The following is a 19,390-nucleotide window of genomic DNA, read 5'->3' as shown; positions in this document are numbered from 1 at the left end:
GTATGCGACGATGGTGGATGCAATTAGAATGCAAACGACCGAGATCAAAATATTGATCATTTAAAAGTATCCCAACTCAGAAAGGAAATTCCAAATTCCTTTAGATTTGACATAATCGATTGGCCCGCTCGCTTCACCAGGATCGTCATAGTGGACTCCACCAGGGGCTAGTCCCCACAGATTTTTCCACTTCGCTTGCTCCCACTTTTCACATTTAGACTCTTGCCATTGTTGCTGCGCACGCATCCACGCTGCCCGAGATGATTTTAAATTCCACGTGCCCCACCCAGCCAGAACAACCGGCGGTAACGCGCCAACTCCTGTTGTGGCAGCAGGTGATAATCCGAGGGCGATAGCGATTTTTATTCCCCCAGACGCCGCCGAGGCGCCTGCCACGATAGAGTTTCCGATGGCGCTAGCCATCTTTGCAGGATTGACAAGACCGGCGGGATCATTGTTGCTGGCAGGATTTCCATCGACGTAGACATAAGCGTTGATACCACCATCAAGACCAATAGGGTCACTCTGAAGATAACGGCCCAGTGCTGCATCATAGTATCGGTGCCAGTTGTACCATAGGCCCGTCTCCTTGTCGTAGTACTGCCCTGGGTAACCGATGTTCATATCCCCAATGGCGCTGGTCTCCACTTTGCGGTCGAACGCCGTGTTGGCGGCGCGCCAAACCTTTTTGGTCGTGGCGTCGAGCAGCGCCACGGGACGGCCGGTCCTGTCGTTGTGGCTGGCATAGATCACACCGTCGCGCTCGATGGCCAGCAGTTCGCCGCCCAGCCAGATGTAGTAGGTACGGCTGCTGCCGGTGTACTCGGCCACCAGCTCGCCATCCGGGCCGTACTGGAAGTGCGTGACGCTGCCGTTCGCCACTTTGACCGCGCGCTGGTTGAGCGCATTGTTGTAGTATGCCGCCTGGTTCGCTCCGGCCTGGGCTCCGTTCATGCGGAAGAACGCGTCATAGCTGTAGCTGCGGGATCCATTGTTGGCCGTTTCCCTGAACATGTTGCCTAGCGCATCGTATTCGAAGCGGCGCCACTGCCGATTGTCCAGCGTGTGCAATAAGTCCAGGCGGTTGCTGGTCGGGGAGATCACGCTGTGATACTCGATGCCGAAGTTGCGGTGCACGCCGCGGTTGCCGCTTTGGTCCCAAACGTAGGCCTGCACATTGGCCGCCGGGCCAGAATAGCCCAGCCGGTCATTGGCGTCGTATCCCATGTTCTCGCTCAACGTCGGATAGGCGGCGTCCGTGATCCGGTTCAGCGTGTCGGTAGCGTCGTAGCCGTAAGTCTGGTTCACCGCGTTGATGCTGTAGATTTTTTCGATGCGCCCATCGGTATCCAGGGTGTCCAGCCGTGGAATGCTGTTGTTGAAGCGCCAGCCGTAGCGCTTGCCGGTGGCGGGCTGGTACAGGAACTGGCTGGCCAGCACGCCCCAGGTTCCGCCCTTGCTGGTGCGGATGCGGCTCAGTTGGCCAACCGTGTTGTAGTCGAAGCCCAGCGACAAGCGGCTGCCGTCGTAGCCCATGCCGATCAGGCGTCCGGCCAAGTCATACGCCCATGCGGTCGTATGCAGCCCGCCATAAACGTTGCTGACTTTGCTCACCAGTTCTTCCGCGTCGTTGTAGCCGAAGTCGGTACTGCCGGTCGCGTTGGTGAATCTTGCCAGCTTCCCCATGGGGTCGTATGTATACGTTTCGGTAACGCCGCTGCGGCTGCGCGTGCGCAAGCGATCCAGTGCATCCAGGCTGTAGATGGTGGCTTCGCCTGTGCGCATTTCGCTTTTCAACCGGCCTGCGGCGTCGTAGCCATAGCTCACATTGCCGCCGTCGGGGCTGCTTACCGTCGCCACGTCGCCAAAGCCCGTGTAGCTGTAGTCGGTACGGATATTGCGCGGGTCGTAGAAATAGCGCAGCCGCCCTTCGTTGTCGTATTCCCACCGGCTCACGCCACCGTCCGGCGCGACGCGCCGCACGGGCCTGTCCTGGGCGTCGTATTCGAAGGTGGTGGCGCGGCCCAAGGCGTCCGCCTGGGTGGCCAGGTTGCCGTTGAGGTCGTAGCGGAATTCGGTCCGCTGCCCGTGGTTGCCCAGTACCGTGTAGGGCCGGCCCAGCGAGTCGAACACGGTGGTTTTGCTGAAGCGTCCTTCGGATTTCGCCACTGGCACATTCCCCGCCTCCGGAATATGGCGCTCGGCGCTCCAAGTCATGGTGTTGCTGGGCGCATCGAACACCGTGGTGGCGTAATTGCCGGCCGCGTCGCCGGTCCTGTCCATGCGGCCGCTGACGTTGTAGCGGTAGCGGTCGATGCGGCCGCTGGCATGGATGACGTCCGTCACCTGGCGGTCATGGTTGTAGCTGAATTTGGTAAACCGCTTGCCGCCGGCGAGTACCAGCGCGTGCTGGGTGAGATTGCCGTTCACGTGGTAGCCGAATTCTTCGACACGGTTTTTGAACGTGGTGTGGCGGCCCGGCTGCCCCATGCTGTTGTGGCTGGCCCAGCTTTCGGCGTAGCCCAGGGGATTGACGTGCCGCACCAGGTTGCCGCTGGTGTTGAACTCCAGCGTATCGGTCACATAGCCGTCCGGCAGCCAGCGCTGCTCCGTGCGCGTTGCCAGGATGTTGCTGGGGTGCCTGGTGTATGTATAGATGAGCTCGCGCCGGTTGCCGGTTTTCAGGTCGTCCCAGACTTCCGACTTCAGTTGCGATCCTTCGTATGTGTAGGTGACGCGCAGGTAGGCAACGCCGTTGGTGCCGCGCCATTCCGTTGTCTTGATATCGTTGCCTTCCCATGTGTATATCGTTGCCAGGGCATCGCTGGTACCAGCGGCGGTCGTGACGTCCGTCAGACGTCCGAACTCGTCGAAGGTGTAGTCGGTTTTGTTGCCTTCCCAGTCCAGCTGGTAGTCGATATAGCCGTTGGCGTCGTACACGGTTTTCGCGCTGGCGGCGGAGCAGGTGGCGGAGGGCGCGCGGGATACGGTGTCGATCTTCATCTCGCCCAGAACATTGATGAATGTGTAGTCGGTGGACTGGCCGCGCAGGTCCGTCACATTCGTCAAATTGGCGCCGTAGTTGAAAATTTCCTTTTCCTCTCCACTTGCCGGGCCGCTTTCTTTCGCGCGCCGGTCCGGATGATATGTATAGCTGCTGTAAGGCACGCTATTTATCACGATGCCAGTAACCAGCGTGGAATCGTCAGTGGCGGGGTTGCCTGGACCGCCGTAGGTGTACTCACGGATATCCTGCTGGCCAGCGGCGCCAGGCGCCGTCACCTTAGCCAGCATGTTGTTGCCGTCATATTCGTATGTCCAGACGGAGCCTGCCGGGTCTCGTACAGTCGCCACCAGTCCGTTTGCGCCATAGCCCAGCGTTAAACTCTTGCCTGCGGCGCTGGTGACCGTGATCAATCGGTTGCCCTGGTAGCCGAATGACAGCACCGCGCCAAAGCTGTCCACGATGCGCTGCAGATATCCGTCGTTGCTGTAAGCGTAGAGCGTCTTATCCCGTGTAAGCAGCCATTCGCCGTTGGCCCTGTGGGTCAGCGTCCCAGCTGATTGCGATTTGCGCACGGTGTAGTCGTAAAGCCGGAATCGTTCATCGTGAAATAGCTGGAGGCCATAGCTTTGTTGGACTCCCTCTGGATCGGTGATGATGACTGTGCGCGGAATGCAGCCACCGACTTGCAAGCGATAGCAATTGGCGGTGATGATATTCAGGCGGGGATAATCAATGCTGGACAGCCAGTGCGGCCCGAACAAGGTTCCTGATGCGTTTTGGCTTCGGTAAGTGCGGGCAAGACCGAGGCCGTAATCCCCCATTGCCTGGAAGTCTCGTTCAAACAGCAGTTTTTCACCCGTGGCGACGACCACAGGATTGCCAACTACAGGTGACGCGCCGTTTGGAGCTCCTGCTTTCGACTTATTACAGCCAATGTCGCCATGATTTGAGTTGTTATCGGACGGTGGCTTGGCGACGACCCTGGCACCGCCACCTTCAGCGCGTGCTACCCAATCGTAGCGCTCCCGGTTCCGGATAAGGTCGAGATAATCCAGCATTCCGGGGTCGAAAGTCGGGCGTCGGCCCACAATCTCGACCACCTGCATTGGCTGCTCGGGCGGCAGAGCGGTCTCCTCGGCCTGTGTGCTGTGCGGCAGGATGGCACTGGCGAGCGCCAGTGCCAACAGGAACATTTTCATTGCGTCCCCCATTGAAAATTGAATTAACCAAAAGTCAATGTAGGTAATTTAATCACTACCTCATCAGGCGCGCAGCTACTTTATTTTTTATTTTTTCTGAACTTTCTAGAGATGAGTCTGCTGTGGCGTAAGCCGGAATTAACGCAGCAGGCGCAGGCCGTACAGGCCGCCCGCCATGGAACCGGGGTGGGCGGCGAATTTGACGGTCAGCTTGCGCGGCTGGCCGGGCTGGCCGGCGGGGATGGCGAAGTCGCGGGTGTAGATTTCGTCGGCCGCGTCGCGGCCCAGCGTCACCGTTTCCAGCAGCTCGCCGTTGACCAGGATGTCGAACTTGCGGCCCGCGTCGGCTTTGGAGAAAGTCAGCCGCAAGGTCTTGGCCGCGCCTTCCTTGTCATTCAGCTCGTAGCTGAACCAGCCCTTCGCGTGGCGCCAGTGGCGACCCTTGTTCACGCCGGCGTCCGCGCCCTCGCCTTTGAAGAAGTGGTCCGACTCGGGCTGCTGCTCGCCGGGCGCCACCTGGTCCACGGTGATGGCGTCCAGCGCCAGGCGCTCGGACTCGGCGCGCGCGTTCGCGGCGCGCATCACGGCCAGGTTGGCGGGCGTGGTCTGCTGCCAGTACATCATATAGCGCGAGTCGTGCAGGCGGAAGAAGGGAATGAAGCGGATGCTCTCCGCACCCGGCCCCTGCACCAGCCCCGGCGCGCGGAAGGTGAGCGGCTGGCCCGGCACGGGCTTGAACTTGTCGAGGAAGGCCTTGCTGTCGCTGACGAATAGCGGCGCCGCCTCCAGCGGGCACACCGGCCCCTGCGCGATGTGGCCCATGCGCGAGTCGTCGGCGAAGTAGTTCAGCTTTTCGTTGGCGAATGGCTGCGTCTTCGCGGCCAGTACGATGGGGCCGTGCAGCACCGCGTAGTAGTTGGACTTGTCCGGCATCTGCTCCAGGCGGGTCTTCATCGGCAGCTGGATCTCCACCTTATCGCCCGCCTTCCACTCGCGCGCAATGGCGGCGTAGGAACCCGGCCCGGCGTCCACCTTCACGGCCTTGCCGTTGACGCGGATTTTCAGCGCGCCGGGGGCAACCCATTCCGGGTAGCGCACTTTCATGGTGAAGCGGCCGCCGGATTCCAGCGTGATGCTGGTGCGGTCTTCGTCCGGGAAGCGGGTCTCCTGGCGCAGCTGGATGCCCTTGTCCTTCCAGTTCAGCGTGGACGGGATGAACAGGTTCACGAACAGCGCGTCGCCTTCGTGCGCGTAAATGAATTCGCCGTATTTGGCGTGGCTCTCGATGCCGGAGCCCACGCAGCACCACATGCCCTTGTCCACCTGCGAATACACGCGGTAGTGGTTGGGCCGCATGGGCGTGAAGTAGACGAAGCCGCCGCTGTCCGGCCGCTGCGAGGACAGGATGTGGTTGTACAGCGCGCGCTCGTAATAGTCGCCGTAGCTGCCTTTCTGCTCGCCCTGGAACAGCAGCTCGGTGAGCTTGAGCATATTGTAGGTGTTGCAGGTCTCCGGACCTTCGGTCTCCTGCACCATGGAGCTGTAGTCCTTGTCGTCGTGAAAGTGCTCCTTGACGCTGTTGCCGCCTATGGCCACGGTGCGGTGCTCGCGCACGGTCTGCCAGAAGAACTGGGCGGCCTGCTGCCATTTCGGGTCGCCCGTCATGTCGCCGATGCGCTTGAAGCCGATCACTTTCGGAATCTGCGTGTTGGCGTGCAGGCCGGTGAGCTTGTCGCGCCCTTCTTCCAGCGGTTTCAGTATGGCCTGGTGCGAGAACTTGATGGCCAGCGCGAGGTATTTTTTATCGCCGGTCATCTCCGCCACCTGGGCGAAGACTTCGTTCATGCCGCCATGCTCGCTGCGCAGCATCTGCTGCATTTGCTCGGGCGTGAGGTGGGTGCTCAGCTCGAGCGCCCAGTCGGACAGGGACACCAGCATGGCCCTGGCGTCCGCATTGCCGCCCAGGCGCCAGGCGTCGTACAGGCCCGCGTAAACTTTGTGCAGGTTGTACCAGGGGACCCATTTGCCGTTGACGGAGAAGTTATCCGCCTGCAGCTTGCCTTGCGCGATGGCGTTCCACACGTCCTTGCCGCCGGGGATGCCGCCGATGTAGCCATTGGCGTTGGCTTCCTGACAGCGCTTCAGTTCAGCCACGAAGTAATTCAGGCGCTTGAGCACTTCGGGGTCGCCGGTGGAGGCGTACATCAGCGCCAGCGCGGACAGGTAGTGGCCGCCCAGGTGGCCGTCAAGGCCGCTGGACTCCCAGTTGCCGTAGCTGCCGTCCTTCTTCGGCAGGCCCGCTTCGCGCAGGAAGGGCGCGAGCAGCTTGTCCGGCTCCAGCTCGAGGATGTATTTCAGGTCGGTGTTCTGCGCGTCCAGGAAGGGGCTGGGCGACAGGCGCACGTCGGACAGGGGGAACAGCTCGGCCGCGTAGCCCGCCGGGGCCGCGAGCGCCAGTTGCAGCGCGAAGGCGATGGGGATCAGTTTCATGTCGTGGGACCGCTCACTGCAAATTGCTTTGGTAGCGGTTGAGGTCTTGCTGGTCCAGTACGGGCCAGGCGTCCTTGTCCCACTTCATTTCGAGTATCTTGAGCTTCTGCTTGTATTTGTCCGCCGTCTCGTAGGCGTGGGTGACGAAGTAGTCCTTGCCGTCCATACTGTAGGCGCTGTTGTGGCCTACGCCCTGCCAGTCCTTGTCCCCTGCGATGACCAGCGAACCGCCGCCGGCGGCCATGTCCTTGCCGCTCTTGTCCAGATAAGGCCCGGTCACTTCGCGCGCGCGGCCCACCACCACGTGGTAGGTGCTTTTCTCCTTCTGGCAGCACAGGCCCCAGGAGGCGAACAGGTAGTAATAGCCGTCCTTCCTGAAGATGAACGGCGCTTCGATTTCCGCAGGGCCGCCGGATTGGTCTGCCGTGAACGCAGGGCGTTCGCGGCGCGCGATGGTGCGCCACTCCTGCGGTTCCGCAAGCTTCGTTCGGTCGTCGTTCAGTTTCACCAGCTTCAAGCCGCCCCAGAAGGAACCGAAGGACATCCAGCCCGCGCCCTTGCCGTCTTCGATCACGTTGGGGTCGATGGCGTTCCAGAGATCGCGGCCGGGGACCGATTGCAGCACCATGCCCTGGTCTTCCCATTTGTAGTCCGGCGAGCGTGGGTCCAGCGTTTTATTGACGGTGACGCCTATGCCCGAGGTGATCTTGCCGAAACCGGACACCGAGTAGTACAGGTAGTACTTGCCCTTGTAGTGCTGCACGTCCGGCGCCCAGATATGGCCGTCGAAACTGGGCGCCGCCTGTTTGGCCCACGCGGGCTGGCCAGCAAAGACGCGGCCTTCCGGCTTCCAGTCCTTCATATTGGTGGAACTATAAAACGTGATGCCCGGCCCGGTGCTGAAAACGTAGTAGGTGTTGCCCTCCTTCGCCATCACCGGGTCGTGCACGCCCACCTGAGCCGCCTGGGCTGAAAATCCCAGGCTCGCCGCCGCTACTGCCCATGCTGCATACTTCATCGTCATTCCCATCAGGTTGCACTCAAGGCGCTGCGGGCCCGCACGGCCCGCAGCGCACTTCACAGCTTACTCGACGGCCACGACAACCACCGCCTTGGCCGGCAGCTTGACCTGCAGCTTGCCGCCGCTGGCCTTGGCTTCGAACGGCACCGGCTTCACCGCCTGCGGCTGGGCGAAGGTGTTGTGCGCGTCCATCGCGGCGGCGGTCAGCAGCTGGCCGCGCGCCACACCTGCCTGGGCGCCGGCGACGTTGATTTCCACCTCGGCCTGTTCCTTCGGATTGGTATTCACCAGCGCCAGGTAGACCTTGCCGTCCTTGCCGCGCGCGGCCGATGCGCTCACCTGCGGCACGCTCACGCTGCCAACGCTGTACTGGCCGTTGTTGGCGACGGTGACCGGCAACGAAGCCGCGTCCTGGAACGGCACGTACATGCGGTAAGCGTGGTAGGTCGGCGTCAGCAGCATCTTGTCCTTGTCGGTCAGGATCATGGCCTGCAGCACGTTCACCATCTGCGCGATATTCGTCATCTTCACGCGGTCCGCGTAGTTGTGGAAGATGTTGAAGTTCAGCGCCGCCACCACCGCGTCGCGCAGGGAGTTCTGCTGGTACAGGAAGCCGCTGGTGGTGCCCTTCTCCACGTCGTACCAGGTGCCCCATTCATCAACGTAGAAGCCCACTTTCTTGGACGGGTCGTTTTTATCCAGGATCTTCACGTTCTTCTGGATCAGCTCATCCATGCGCAGCGTGTTCTTCATGGTGGAGATCCACTGGTCCTCGGCAAAGCCGGTGGCCGCGCCCTTCACGTCCCACTTTCCGGTCGGGATGGTGTAGTAGTGGAAGCTGATCGCATCCATCTTGTGCTTCACATTGGCCGACAACGTCTCGGTCCATTTCGTGTCGTTGTCATTGCCGCCGCTGGCGATGAACTTCGGCATATTCTCCTTAGGCGCCTTCAGGAATTCAGCGGCGTTCTTGTAGAGGTTCGTGTAATGCTCGGGCGTCATCTGGCCGCCGCAGCCCCAGGCCTCATTGCCGACGGCGAAGTAAGCCACCTTGAAGGGCTTGTCGCGGCCGTTCTTGCGGCGCATTTCCGCCAGCGTGGACTTGGACGGCGACGTCATGTACTCCAGCCATTCCGCCATCTCCTGGTTGCTGCCCGTGCCCAGGTTGCCGTTCACATAAGCGTCCGCGCCCAGCAGCTCCACCAGGTCGAAGAACTCGTGCGTGCCGACCGCGTTGTTTTCCTCAACGCCGCCCCACATGGTGTTGACCTTGACCGGACGCTTGGCGCGCGGGCCGATGCCTTCGCGCCAGTGGTACTCGTCGGCGAAGCAGCCGCCCGGCCAGCGCACCAGCGGCACATGCAGCTCCTTCAGCGCGCCCAGCACGTCGTTGCGCCAGCCCTTGGTGTTCGGCTGCTTGGAATTCGGCCCCACCCACATGCCCTCGTAGATGCCGGTACCCAGGTGCTCGGCGAACTGGCCGTACACGTTCTTGTTGATGACCGGGCCAGGCTTGGCCGCGTCGATGGTGATGGTCACCTCGCCCGCGGCGAAAGCCGCGCCGCTCGCCAGGCTCATGGCCAGTATGGTTTTTTTAATCAGGTTCATCTCGTCTCCTTGGTTTTTTATTTGAATACTGCGACGAAGCCGCCGTGCGGCTTGATCGTGATCTTGCTTGCCTTGCCCGCCGCGAAGGCAGACTGGGTAAATTCGCGCTCGCCCGCGCCGTCCGTCAGCAGCACGCCTGCGCGCTTGCCGAGGAAGGACAGGTCCAGGTCCAGCGTCTTGTCCATGTCTTCCGAATTGATGCCCGCCACGTACCAGGCGTTGCCCGCCTTGCGCGCGATGACGGCGAACTTTCCGGGGAAGCCGGCCACGAAACGGCTGTCGTCCCAGCTGCGCGGCAAATCCTGAAGGAAGGCCTTTACATAAGGCGGCACCGTCGCCATGCCCTCGGGGACTTCGGCAAAGTGCTGGATACCCGACAGCAGCAGCACCGACTCCGCCAGTTCAAAGCCGTTGCGCGTGGCGCGCTTGATGTTGGGGATGTCCGCGAACACCATGGGCGTAAAGTCCATCGGATCGAACAGATTGCGCGTGAACGGCAGCATGGACATGTGGCGCACCACCGCGTCCTGGTCGCCCTGCGTGAAGGTGGTGAACTCCAGGCCCTTGATGGCCTCCGCCGTCATCAGGTTGGGATAGGTGCGCGACCAGCCGCGCGGCAGCGTCGCGCCGTGGAAGTTCACCAGCAGGCCGTAGTCGGCCGCGTCCTTCAGGATATCGATGTAGTAGGCGATCATGGACTTGCCGTCGCCGGCGAAGAAGTCCACCTTCACGCCCTTCACGCCCATCGCCTGCAGGCGATCGAACTCGGCGCGGCGCGCCTCGCGCGTCAGCAGCTTGCCCTTGGGTGAATATTCCGTCTGGTTCCAGGCGCCGGACGAGTTGTACCAGACCAGCACGCCCACCTTCTTCGTGGCCGCGTAGGCGGCCAGCTCCTGCACCTTCTCGTAGCCTATCTTGCGGTCCCAGTCCGCGTCGATCAGCGTGTAGTCCCACTTCATGTCCGCCGCGTAGTCGATGAACTTCTTCTGCACGTCATAGACGGTGTGGTCATCCTTCAGCAGCGCCCAGCTCCAGGACGCGTGGCCCGGCTGCGGCAGCGCGGTCGCCGTGGCGGCGCGGTGCGCGGCCGGTGCGGCCAGGTCGGTGCCCAGCGTGGAATTGACCAGCGTGGGCAGCGAGCCTATCGCCAGCACGCGCCACGGCGTGGCCAGCGTCCCCGCCGATTCCGCCAGCAGCGCGCCGCCGGTGAACACCTCCGGCTCGGCCGGGCCGCCGATGCGGTACACGCCATTGGGCGACTCGGCCTGCAGGCGGGACGCGTGGAAGCTGCCGTCCATATTCGCCTCGGTCAGCGCCACCCAGGTATCGCCGGTCTTGAACAGCGCGGGGAAGACCCAGCCCGACTTCATCGGCGACGGCGTGCCGACCGGGATGGCCATTTGATAATGCTCTTCGTAGGACGGATTGGTATTCTTCCAGCCCGTCTGCGCGACGGACATGGGCTGCAGCCAGGCTTGGGCCGACTTCGCGAAAGCAAAGCTCGTGCTCTCGCCGGTGAATTTCTTCAGCGGCAGCGACGGCTCGGCGACAAGGTAGCGGAACGCCACGCCGTCGTTGGACACGCGGAAGGCCACCTCCATGGTCTGCTTCTGCGCATTGCGCAGCGTGTAGACCTGCTCGTTCGCTGCGTAGCTGATGCTGCGGCGCTTACCCACCGCCATCTGATACTTGTCGGACACCGGCTTGGCGGCGGTCAAACCCGCCAGCACCAGGCCCTGCGTGAAATCCGCGCCCTCCAGGCTCAGGCCCAGCGCGGACGGCAGCAGCACCGGCTTGCCGTCGCGCGCAACAGCGTAAGTTACCCTGCCCTGCGCCACGCGGACGCTGACAACAAGGCGTCCATCCGGACTACTCAAGCCCGCGTGGGCAGACGGCGCAGCGGCGGCAACGGCGGCAGCCAGCACCAATCCCGGATTCAAACGTGAAATCATCATTCTTAGCTACGCCCGTCGCCAGACAAGCGCCCTCATTGTAAAGTCGGGGTTAGACCCAGCCGGCGTCGACGATGAATTCCTGGGAGGTGCACATGGCGCTGTCGTCGGCGGCCAGGAACAGGATCATGGAGGCGATGTGGCCGGGCATGAGCTTGCCGGGCAGGCATTGCATGCGCTTGATTTCGGCTTCGGCCGCGTCGTCCACCCACAGATCGATCTGGCGCTGGGTCATGACCCAGCCGGGGGTGACGGTGTTGACGCGGATGCCGTGCGGGCCGAGGTCGCGCGCGAGGCTGCGCGTCAGGCCAACCACGGCGGCCTTGGTGGTGGCGTACACCGGGTAGCCGGCGCCCTTGGCGTGCCAGGAAATCGAGCTGACGTTGATGATGGAGCCGCCGCCTTTGCGCTTCATGCCGGCCAGTACGGCCTGCGCGGTGAAGAACATGGGCCGCTGGTTGATGGCGATGCGCTCATTCCAGTAGTCCAGCGTGACGTTTTCGGCGTCGTGACGCTGGTCGTTGGCGGCGTTGTTGACCAGGACGTCGAAGTCGCCCAGCCTGGCGGCCAGTTCGGCCACCGTGGCTTGCAGCGCGGGGATGTCGGTGATGTCGCAGTGGCGGAATTCGGGCGCCGGATGGCCCGCCGCGGCGATGCGTTCGACCAGCGCTTCGCTGGCGTTCTTTGCGATGTCGACAAAGCCGACCAGCGCGCCCTGATCTGCGAAGGCCGTCACCAGCGCTTCGCCGATGCCGCTGCCGCCGCCTGTGATGAATACGCGCTTGCCGCGCAGGCTGCCGAATTTGGCAAGGTCTGTCATTTTGTCTCCTGCTTTGTTTTTATGGTGCTGCTGGCGGCGGGTTAGGGCCTTTGGGCCGTTGGCCCAACCCGCCCTATACGATTACGCTTTGCCCAGCACGCCGTCGCGGCGGCGCCAGATGGACAGGGGGTTCTCTTCGCGCAGTTCCGCCGGCAGCAGTTCTTGCGCGAGGTTCTGGTAGCACACGGGACGCAGGAAGCGGTTGATGGCGGCCGTGCCTACCGAGGTGCTGCGCCCGTCGGCCGTAGCCGGGAACGGGCCGCCGTGAACCATGGCGGTCGCCACTTCCACGCCCGTCGGCCAGCCGTTGGCCAGGATGCGGCCGACTTTGCGTTCCAGTACCGGCAGCAGCGCGTGCGCGTCGGCGTAGTCGCCTTCGTCGAGCTGCAGCGTGGCGGTCAGCTGGCCTTCGAGCTTCTCGGTGATGGCGCGCATTTCGGCCACGTCCTTGCAGGCGACCAGCAGCGAGGCGGGGCCGAATACTTCGTCGTGCAGCGCGTGGTCGCCGAGGAAGGACGCGGCGCTGGCTTTGAAGAAGGCGGGCGCGCCCTTGCCTGCCAGCTGCTCGCCTTTGGCCAGCGTGGCAACGCCGTCCTGGCCGGCCAGTTTGTCCACGCCGCGCTGGTAGTTGCCTGCGATGCCGGCGGTGAGCATGGGGGCCGGCGCGGTTGGCTGCAGCGCCGCCGTGGCGGCTTGGGCAAAGCGGTCGAGGTCCGGGCCGTCTATGGCGAACACCAGTCCGGGATTGGTGCAGAACTGCCCCACGCCCATCACCAGCGATGCCGCGAAGTCCAGGGCGATGCCTTCGGCGCGCGCGGCCAGCGCCTGCGGCAGCAGGTAGACGGGGTTGATGCTGCTCATCTCGGCGTACACGGGGATGGGCTGCGGACGCTGGGCGGCCACCGCCATCAGCGCCATGCCGCCGAAGCGCGAGCCGGTGAAACCTACCGCCTGGATGGCGGGATGCGCCACCAGCGTCTGGCCAAGGGCGTTGCCGGTGCCGGTCAGCAGCGAGAACACGCCTGCGGGCAGGCCGCACTCCGCCACCGCCTTGACGACGGCGCGGGCCACCAGTTCGGAAGTGCCGGGGTGGGCAAAGTGGGCTTTGAGCACCACCGGGCAGCCTGCGGCGAGCGCGGAGGCGGTGTCGCCGCCGGCCACCGAGAACGCGAGCGGGAAATTGCTGGCGGCGAAAACGGCTACCGGGCCGACCGGGATCAAACGCATGCGCAGGTCGGGACGCGGCGGCGTGCGTTCGGGCAGCGCGGTGTCGATGCGGGCGTCGCGCCAGGAGCCTTCGCGCAGCAGCGTTGCGAACAGCTTGAGCTGGTTGACGGTGCGGGCGCGCTCGCCTTCGAGGCGCACGCGGGCCAGGCCGGTTTCGGCCATGGCGCGTTCGATCAGATCATCGCCCAGGGCCATGATCTGCGCGGCTATCGCTTCGAGGAAGGTGGCGCGCCCGGCGTCGCTGGTGGCGCGGAAGGTGTCGAAGGCGGCGCCGGCCAGGCTGCAGGCCTGGCCGATCTGGTCCGCGTCCACGGTGTGGAAGGCGGGCTCGATGGCCGTGCCCAGGGCGGCGTCGTAGCCGTGGAATGCGTCGCCGTTGCCTTTGACCGCAACGCCGCCGATCAGCGATTCGCCGGTGAGTTTCATAGCGCGGTCACTTTCGTGTGGCTGGTTTCCACCACTTCCAGGCGGTTGCGCAGCGCGGGGCCGAAGGCCGGCGCTTCGATCTCGAAGCTTTCGCCGGGCTGCACGGTGATGTTGTCCGCTACGCTCAGCGTGGCGGTGCCGAAGAAGTGGATGTGCACGTCGCCGGCGCGCTTGAACAGGCCGTATTTGAAGTGGTGGTATTCCAGGTTGGCGATGGTGTGGGACATGTTCTCTTCGCCGCTGAAGAAGGCCTTCTCCCAGCGTACCTTGCCTTCCTTGTCCAGGATGCGCGAGGTGCCGGTGACGCTGGCCGGCAGTTCGCCCACCAGCAGGGCCGGTCCCAGGCCGCACACGCGCAGCTTGGAGTGGGCCAGGTAGAGGTAGTTCTGGCGCTCGGTCACGTGGTCCGAGAATTCGTTGCCGATAGCGTAGCCCAGGCGGTAGGGCTGGCCATCGTCGCCGATGATGTAGAGGCCTGCGATTTCAGGCTCTTCGCCGCCGTCCAGCGCGAAGTCCGGCATGACCAGGGGCTGGCCGCTGGCAGCCACGATGGAGCCGTCGCCCTTGTAGAACCATTCCGGCTGCACCCCTTTGGCGCCGGCGGCGGGCTTGCCGCCCTCCACGCCGAGGCGGAACATTTTCATGGAGTCGCTCAGGGCTTCGACGTCGCCGCCGATTTTCTTGTGCATGGAGTCGCGCGTGTCGGCGCTGCCCAGGTGGGTCAGGCCGGTGCCGGTGACATAGGCGTGGGCCGCGTCCTCGTGGTCCAGCGGCGTGAGCAGGCGGCCGCTGGCGGCCACGTCGGCATAGTCGTGGGTTTGCGCGCCGGCGTCGGCTTGCGCCAGTTCGGCCAGGCTTTTCTTCTGGCGGATGGCGGCTTGCGCCAGCGCGTAGGTGGTGGCGAAGCTTTCCAGTTCGCGGATGGCGCCCTGCTCCAGCAGGCCAACGCGGCGTTCGCCGTTTTCTTTTTTGAATTGAACGAGCAGCATGGATGTCTCCGAATTAATGCGAATGTTTGGGTACTGCCGAACCGCGGCTGCCGACCAGGAAGTCGAAGTCGCAGCCTTCGTCGGCCTGCAGCACGTGATTGATGTAGAGCTGCTGGTAGCCGGACTTGGCGCCCTCCACTTTCTGCTCGGCGCGCGCGGTCTGGCGCTGCGCCATTTCCTCGTCCGAGATTTCCAGGTTCAACAGGCCGCCCGCGCAGTCCAGCGTGATGTAGTCGCCGTCGCGCACGATGCCCAGCGGGCCGCCGGCCATCGCTTCCGGCGCCACGTGCAGCACCACGGTGCCGTAGGCGGTGCCGCTCATGCGGGCGTCCGAGATGCGCACCATGTCTTTCACGCCCGCTGCCAGCAGCTTGGGCGGCAGGCCCATATTGCCCACTTCGGCCATGCCGGGGTAGCCTTTCGGGCCGCAGTTCTTCATCACCAGGATATCGTCCGCGCTCACGTCCAGGTCCGGGTCCATGATGCGTTCTTTATAGTGCTCGAAGTTCTCGAACACCACGGCCTTGCCGCGATGCTGCATCAGGGCCGGCGTTGCGGCGGACGGCTTGAGCACCGCGCCGCGCGGGGCCAGGTTGCCGCGCAGGATGCAGATACCGCCGTCTTTCAGCAGCGGCTTGTCCAGCGGGCGTATCACCTCATCGTCGTAGATAGGCGCGTCGTTATTGTTTTCCCACAGCGTTTTGCCGTTGGCGGTCAGCGCGTCCTTGTGCGGCAGCATGCCGCCTTCGCCCATGCGGCGGATCACGCCCGGCAGGCCGCCGGCGTAGTAGAACTCCTCCATCAGGAAGCGGCCCGACGGCAGCAGGTCCACCACGGTGGGCTGGCCACGGCCGATGCGGGTCCAGTCTTCCAGCTCCAGGTCCACGCCGATGCGGCCGGCGATGGCTTTCAGGTGGATCACGGCATTGGTGGAACCGCCGATGGCGGCGTTCACGCGGATCGCGTTTTCGAACGCTTCCTTGGTCAGGATCTTGGACAGGCGCAGGTCTTCCCACACCATGTCCACGATGCGCATGCCGGACATATGGGCCAGCACGTAGCGGCGCGCGTCCACCGCAGGAATGGCGGCGTTGTGCGGCAAGGTGGTGCCCAGCGCTTCGGCCATGCAGGCCATCGTGGACGCTGTGCCCATGGTGTTGCAGGTGCCGGCGGAGCGCGAGTGGCCCGCTTCGGCAGCCAGGAATTTGTGCATGGAGATTTCGCCGGCCTTGACCTGCTCGTGCAGCTGCCACACGGCGGTGCCGGAGCCGATGCTCTTGCCGTCCAGCTTACCGTTCAGCATGGGGCCGCCGGAGACGACGATGGTGGGCACGTCCACGGAGGCGGCGCCCATCAGCAGCGCTGGCGTGGTCTTGTCGCAGCCGACCAGCAGCACCACGGCGTCCATGGGGTTGCCGCGGATGGATTCTTCCACGTCCATCGAAGCCAGGTTGCGGGTCAGCATGGCGGTTGGGCGCAGATTGGATTCGCCGTTCGAGAACACCGGGAACTCCACCGGGAAGCCGCCCGCCTCCAGGATGCCGCGCTTGACGTGTTCGGCCAGCTTGCGGAAATGGGCGTTGCACGGCGTGAGTTCGGACCAGGTGTTGCAGATGCCGATAATCGGCTTGCCCTGGAATTCGTGGTCTGGAATGCCCTGGTTCTTCATCCAGCTGCGGTACATGAAGCCGTTCTTGTCCTGCGTACCGAACCACTGCGCCGAGCGCAGCGCCACTTTTTTCTTCGTCTCCGACATGCAAAATCTCCTGTAATTTTTCGCACTGCAATAGTGGAATACTAAAGAAGGTATTGATGTCTTTCCAATGAATTAAAAATCGATATCGATACGAAAATTGATATCGCCTGTAAAAATTGCCTTACGCTTATAATCTGTACAACTCTAACATTCTTTCTCACGCCCATGAGCCTGCAATCCGTCCGCGCATTCTTCGCCGCCAGGCAGCTGGATCTGCCCATCATCGAGCTGGAAGTGAGCACCGCCACGGTGGCGCTGGCGGCCGAGGCGCACGGCGTGGAGCCGGGGCGCATCGCCAAGACGCTGTCTTTCCGGCTCGGCGACGGGCGCGCCATCCTGCTGGTGGCCAGCGGCGACGCGCGCATCGACAACCGCAAATTCAAGGACGCTTTCGGCAAGGGCCGCATGATGGACGCGGACGACGTGGTGCGCATGACCGGCCATCCGGTGGGCGGCGTGTGCCCCTTCGGCCTGGCCGAGCCGCTGCCGGTCTATCTCGACTCCTCGCTGCGCAAATATGACGAAGTGCTGCCGGCCGCCGGCGCGGTGCACAGCGCGGTGCGCATCAGCCCCGAGCAGATCGCCGCGCTGACCGAAGGCCAGTGGGTGGACGTGTGCCAGACGGCATAAACGACGCAGTTGCCGCACCGCTGTCCGAAGGGCAGCGGACGTGGAACGAGATCAAGCACGAAGTCGGCATGTTTGCGGACTTCGTGCGCAAACCGCACCGCACGCTGCGCGGCGAACGGAAATGGCTGAGCCGCTTCTTGCTGCTGTGGGGCTTGTGCCTGGCGGTGGCCATGCTGCAAATCCCGCTGGAGCTGGGCTTCGAGCAGTTTGCCCCGTCCATCAAATACGCGCTCACGACGGACACCCGCTTCATGGTCATGGCGGTGTTCATCGCGCCGGTGGTGGAGGAGCTCGCGTTCCGGGCCGGGCTGCGCAGCGCGCGCTACACCTTGTTCCTGGGGCCGGCGCTGTTCATCGTCACGCGCTCGGGCACTTGGTGGCTTGCGCTGGCGGCGACGGCCGCGATGGCGCTGATCGGGCTGATGGACTGGCTGTACCGCCGCCACCTGGCCCGTCCCGGCCTCGTCATGCGGCGCGGCCGCGCCTTCCTGCGGCGCTATCCGCTGGTGGTGTGGACCTACGCCGCCGCCTTCGCCATTATCCACATTGGCAATTTCGAGTATTCGCACAAGGCTGCCTTCCTGATGCCGCTGCTGCTGCTGCCGCAGCTGTTCTGCGGCCTGGTGTTCAGCTACCTCCGCATCCGGCACGGCCTGGCCTACGCCATGCTGCTGCACGCGGCCTACAACGCCAGCCTGTGCTCCGTCATGCTGCTGGGCTGAACTTCTTTAAGGGTAACGATGGACTACGAGATTATCGGCAAACTGATTTTCGGCCAGCAGCGGCTGAAGGCCGAACTGGCGCTATACAAACCATCCGGCGCCGAAACCGAAAGCGCGGAATGGGCCGCCATGCTGGCCGACGTGGAAGCGGCGGACCTGGCCATCGAGGCGCTGCAACAGCCGCAGGCGAACATCGGCATGGACGGGGCGGAGGCAGCGCTGGCGCACTCCGTCCGCGCGCGCACGGCGTTTGAAGGGCTGCGATGCTGATACTGAAAGTCATCATGGTGATATTCGTGGTGGCGGTCGGCATACCGTGCCAGCTGATCGACTACCGGCACCGCAGGAAGAACGCCTACGTGCCGGGCAGCGGATGGTCCTACTACGCGCGTTTGAAGCGCGAAGGCAGCTGGGAAGGCCGCTTCATGATGAACAGCGCCTACATGGGCATCGCGCTCATCCTGGCCGTGCTGGGCCTGCTGGCCGCCCACCTGTTCCGGGCATAAACGACAAGTTATTTTCCTCCGGCTGATTACATGAACGTCAAAAAACTCGCACTGACCATCGCGGCAATCGCGGCCAACTCCGCAAACGCAGCCGCCCCGTTCGACCAGCAACCCGCCTTCTCCAGGCCGCAGCAGATGATAGACATCGGCGGGCGCAAATTGAATCTGCATTGCAGCGGCAGCGGGCCGGTCACCGTGGTGTTCGACTCGCCCTCCACCGATGCCGGCTGGAGCTGGGTCGGGGTGCAGCCCGAGATCGCGAAACGCACGCGCGCCTGCGTGTACGACCGCGCGGGCCTGGGCTTCAGCGATCCGTCGCTGCGCGAGGGGGTGTCGGGCAACGCGGTGGAGGATCTGCACGCGCTGCTGGGCAAGGCGGGCATCGCGCCGCCGTATGTAATGGTGGGGAATTCGTATGGCGGCGCGAACGTGCAGCTATATGCTTACCGCTATCCGGCCGAGGTGAAGGGGCTGGTGCTGGTGGAACCGCAGCACGAGGACGAAACCAAGCGCCTGGACGCGGCCTCGCAAGGCAAGCTGAAACAGGTGTACGAGCAGCAAAATGAAATGGAGAAGGCCTGCGCCGCGCAGGCGGAGAAAGGCTTCAAGCCGGGCAGCGATGAACTGAAGAACTGCATCGGCGACGTGCCGGATGGCTTCGGACCGGAGCTGGCCAAGGCCTATCTGGGCGTGGTGTCGTCCGCCAAACACTGGCGCGCGGCGGTCTCGGAGGACTTCAATTTCGACAAGGGCGGCGACCAGCTGCGCGCGGCGCGGCGCAGTTTCGGGGACATGCCGGTGCTGGTGCTGACGCGCGGCGTAAGCCCGTTCGCGGTGCCCGGCAAGCCGCAGAGCGCCTTGAACAAGGCTTTCGAGAACGAGAACCGCAAGATGCACAAGGAAGTAGCGGCGCTGTCGAAACGCGGCAGCGAGCGCGTGGTTCCGGGCGCCGGCCACATTATCCAGGCCGACAAGCCGCAGGCCGTGGTAAAAGCCATCAACGAAGTACTGGACAAGGTCCGCTAACCGCACCGGGG

The 19,390-nt window shown here is 63.7% G+C and carries 14 protein-coding genes; 5 read left to right on the top strand and 9 right to left on the bottom strand.

Features of this window, described 5'->3' with window-relative positions; genetic code table 11:
• Positions 1–60: 60 nt before the first annotated feature.
• The 9 genes from AC07S4_RS00935 to AC07S4_RS00895 form a co-directional block, all read right to left on the bottom strand.
• Positions 61–4,206, bottom strand: a complete 4,146-nt coding sequence (locus tag AC07S4_RS00935; protein WP_494984812.1) for an RHS repeat-associated core domain-containing protein — start codon at positions 4,204–4,206, stop codon at positions 61–63.
• A 138-nt stretch (positions 4,207–4,344) separates the two neighbouring features.
• On the bottom strand, positions 4,345–6,696 hold the full coding sequence (locus AC07S4_RS00930) for a beta-L-arabinofuranosidase domain-containing protein (protein WP_494984811.1): 2,352 nt from the start codon (positions 6,694–6,696) through the stop codon (positions 4,345–4,347).
• A gap of 13 nt (positions 6,697–6,709) precedes the next feature.
• Entirely contained in the window at positions 6,710–7,714 is a 1,005-nt protein-coding gene (locus AC07S4_RS00925) for an arabinan endo-1,5-alpha-L-arabinosidase (protein ID WP_494984810.1), read from the bottom strand.
• Between the two features lie 66 nt (positions 7,715–7,780).
• Complete coding sequence (locus AC07S4_RS00920) at positions 7,781–9,325, bottom strand: alpha-N-arabinofuranosidase (RefSeq protein ID WP_494984809.1); 1,545 nt, start codon at positions 9,323–9,325, stop codon at positions 7,781–7,783.
• Between the two features lie 17 nt (positions 9,326–9,342).
• Entirely contained in the window at positions 9,343–11,280 is a 1,938-nt protein-coding gene (locus AC07S4_RS00915; RefSeq protein ID WP_494984808.1) for a glycoside hydrolase family 97 protein, read from the bottom strand.
• Between the two features lie 49 nt (positions 11,281–11,329).
• Entirely contained in the window at positions 11,330–12,097 is a 768-nt protein-coding gene (locus AC07S4_RS00910) for an SDR family NAD(P)-dependent oxidoreductase (RefSeq protein ID WP_494984807.1), read from the bottom strand.
• 81 nt (positions 12,098–12,178) lie between these two features.
• Positions 12,179–13,750, bottom strand: coding sequence for an aldehyde dehydrogenase (NADP(+)) (locus AC07S4_RS00905; RefSeq protein ID WP_494984806.1), 1,572 nt, complete (start codon positions 13,748–13,750; stop codon positions 12,179–12,181).
• A complete protein-coding gene (araD1, locus tag AC07S4_RS00900) occupies positions 13,747–14,739 on the bottom strand; it encodes an AraD1 family protein (protein WP_494984805.1) in 993 nt (330 codons plus the stop codon). The genes AC07S4_RS00905 and araD1 overlap by 4 nt, the downstream gene beginning before the upstream one ends.
• 13 nt (positions 14,740–14,752) lie before the next feature.
• The gene (locus AC07S4_RS00895; RefSeq protein ID WP_494984804.1) at positions 14,753–16,495 is read right to left on the bottom strand and encodes an IlvD/Edd family dehydratase; all 1,743 of its coding nucleotides are present in this window, start codon (positions 16,493–16,495) and stop codon (positions 14,753–14,755) included.
• Positions 16,496–16,660: 165 nt separating this feature from the next.
• Here AC07S4_RS00895 and AC07S4_RS00890 point away from each other — a divergent pair, with 165 nt between their 5' ends.
• From AC07S4_RS00890 to AC07S4_RS00870, 5 genes are read left to right on the top strand one after another with little or no spacing between them, the layout of a single operon-like run.
• Entirely contained in the window at positions 16,661–17,125 is a 465-nt protein-coding gene (locus AC07S4_RS00890) for a YbaK/EbsC family protein (protein ID WP_494984803.1), read from the top strand.
• Positions 17,110–17,847: a CPBP family glutamic-type intramembrane protease gene (locus AC07S4_RS00885; protein ID WP_494984802.1), complete on the top strand. Its 738-nt coding sequence runs from the start codon at positions 17,110–17,112 to the stop codon at positions 17,845–17,847. The genes AC07S4_RS00890 and AC07S4_RS00885 overlap by 16 nt, the downstream gene beginning before the upstream one ends.
• Positions 17,848–17,865: 18 nt before the next feature.
• Entirely contained in the window at positions 17,866–18,117 is a 252-nt protein-coding gene (locus tag AC07S4_RS00880) for a hypothetical protein (protein WP_494984801.1), read from the top strand.
• Positions 18,111–18,353, top strand: a complete 243-nt coding sequence (locus tag AC07S4_RS00875) for a hypothetical protein (protein WP_494984800.1) — start codon at positions 18,111–18,113, stop codon at positions 18,351–18,353. Before AC07S4_RS00880 ends, AC07S4_RS00875 begins: the two co-directional genes overlap by 7 nt.
• Before the next feature lie 30 nt (positions 18,354–18,383).
• Positions 18,384–19,379 (top strand): alpha/beta fold hydrolase, encoded by a 996-nt coding sequence (locus AC07S4_RS00870; RefSeq protein WP_494984799.1) that lies wholly within the window; start codon positions 18,384–18,386, stop codon positions 19,377–19,379.
• Positions 19,380–19,390 lie beyond the last annotated feature (11 nt).

It is taken from the genome of Pseudoduganella sp. GW821-FHT05F09 (assembly GCF_059419605.1).
Note: the sequence above shows the minus strand (reverse complement) of the source record. Positions and strands in the feature narration are given on the sequence as shown.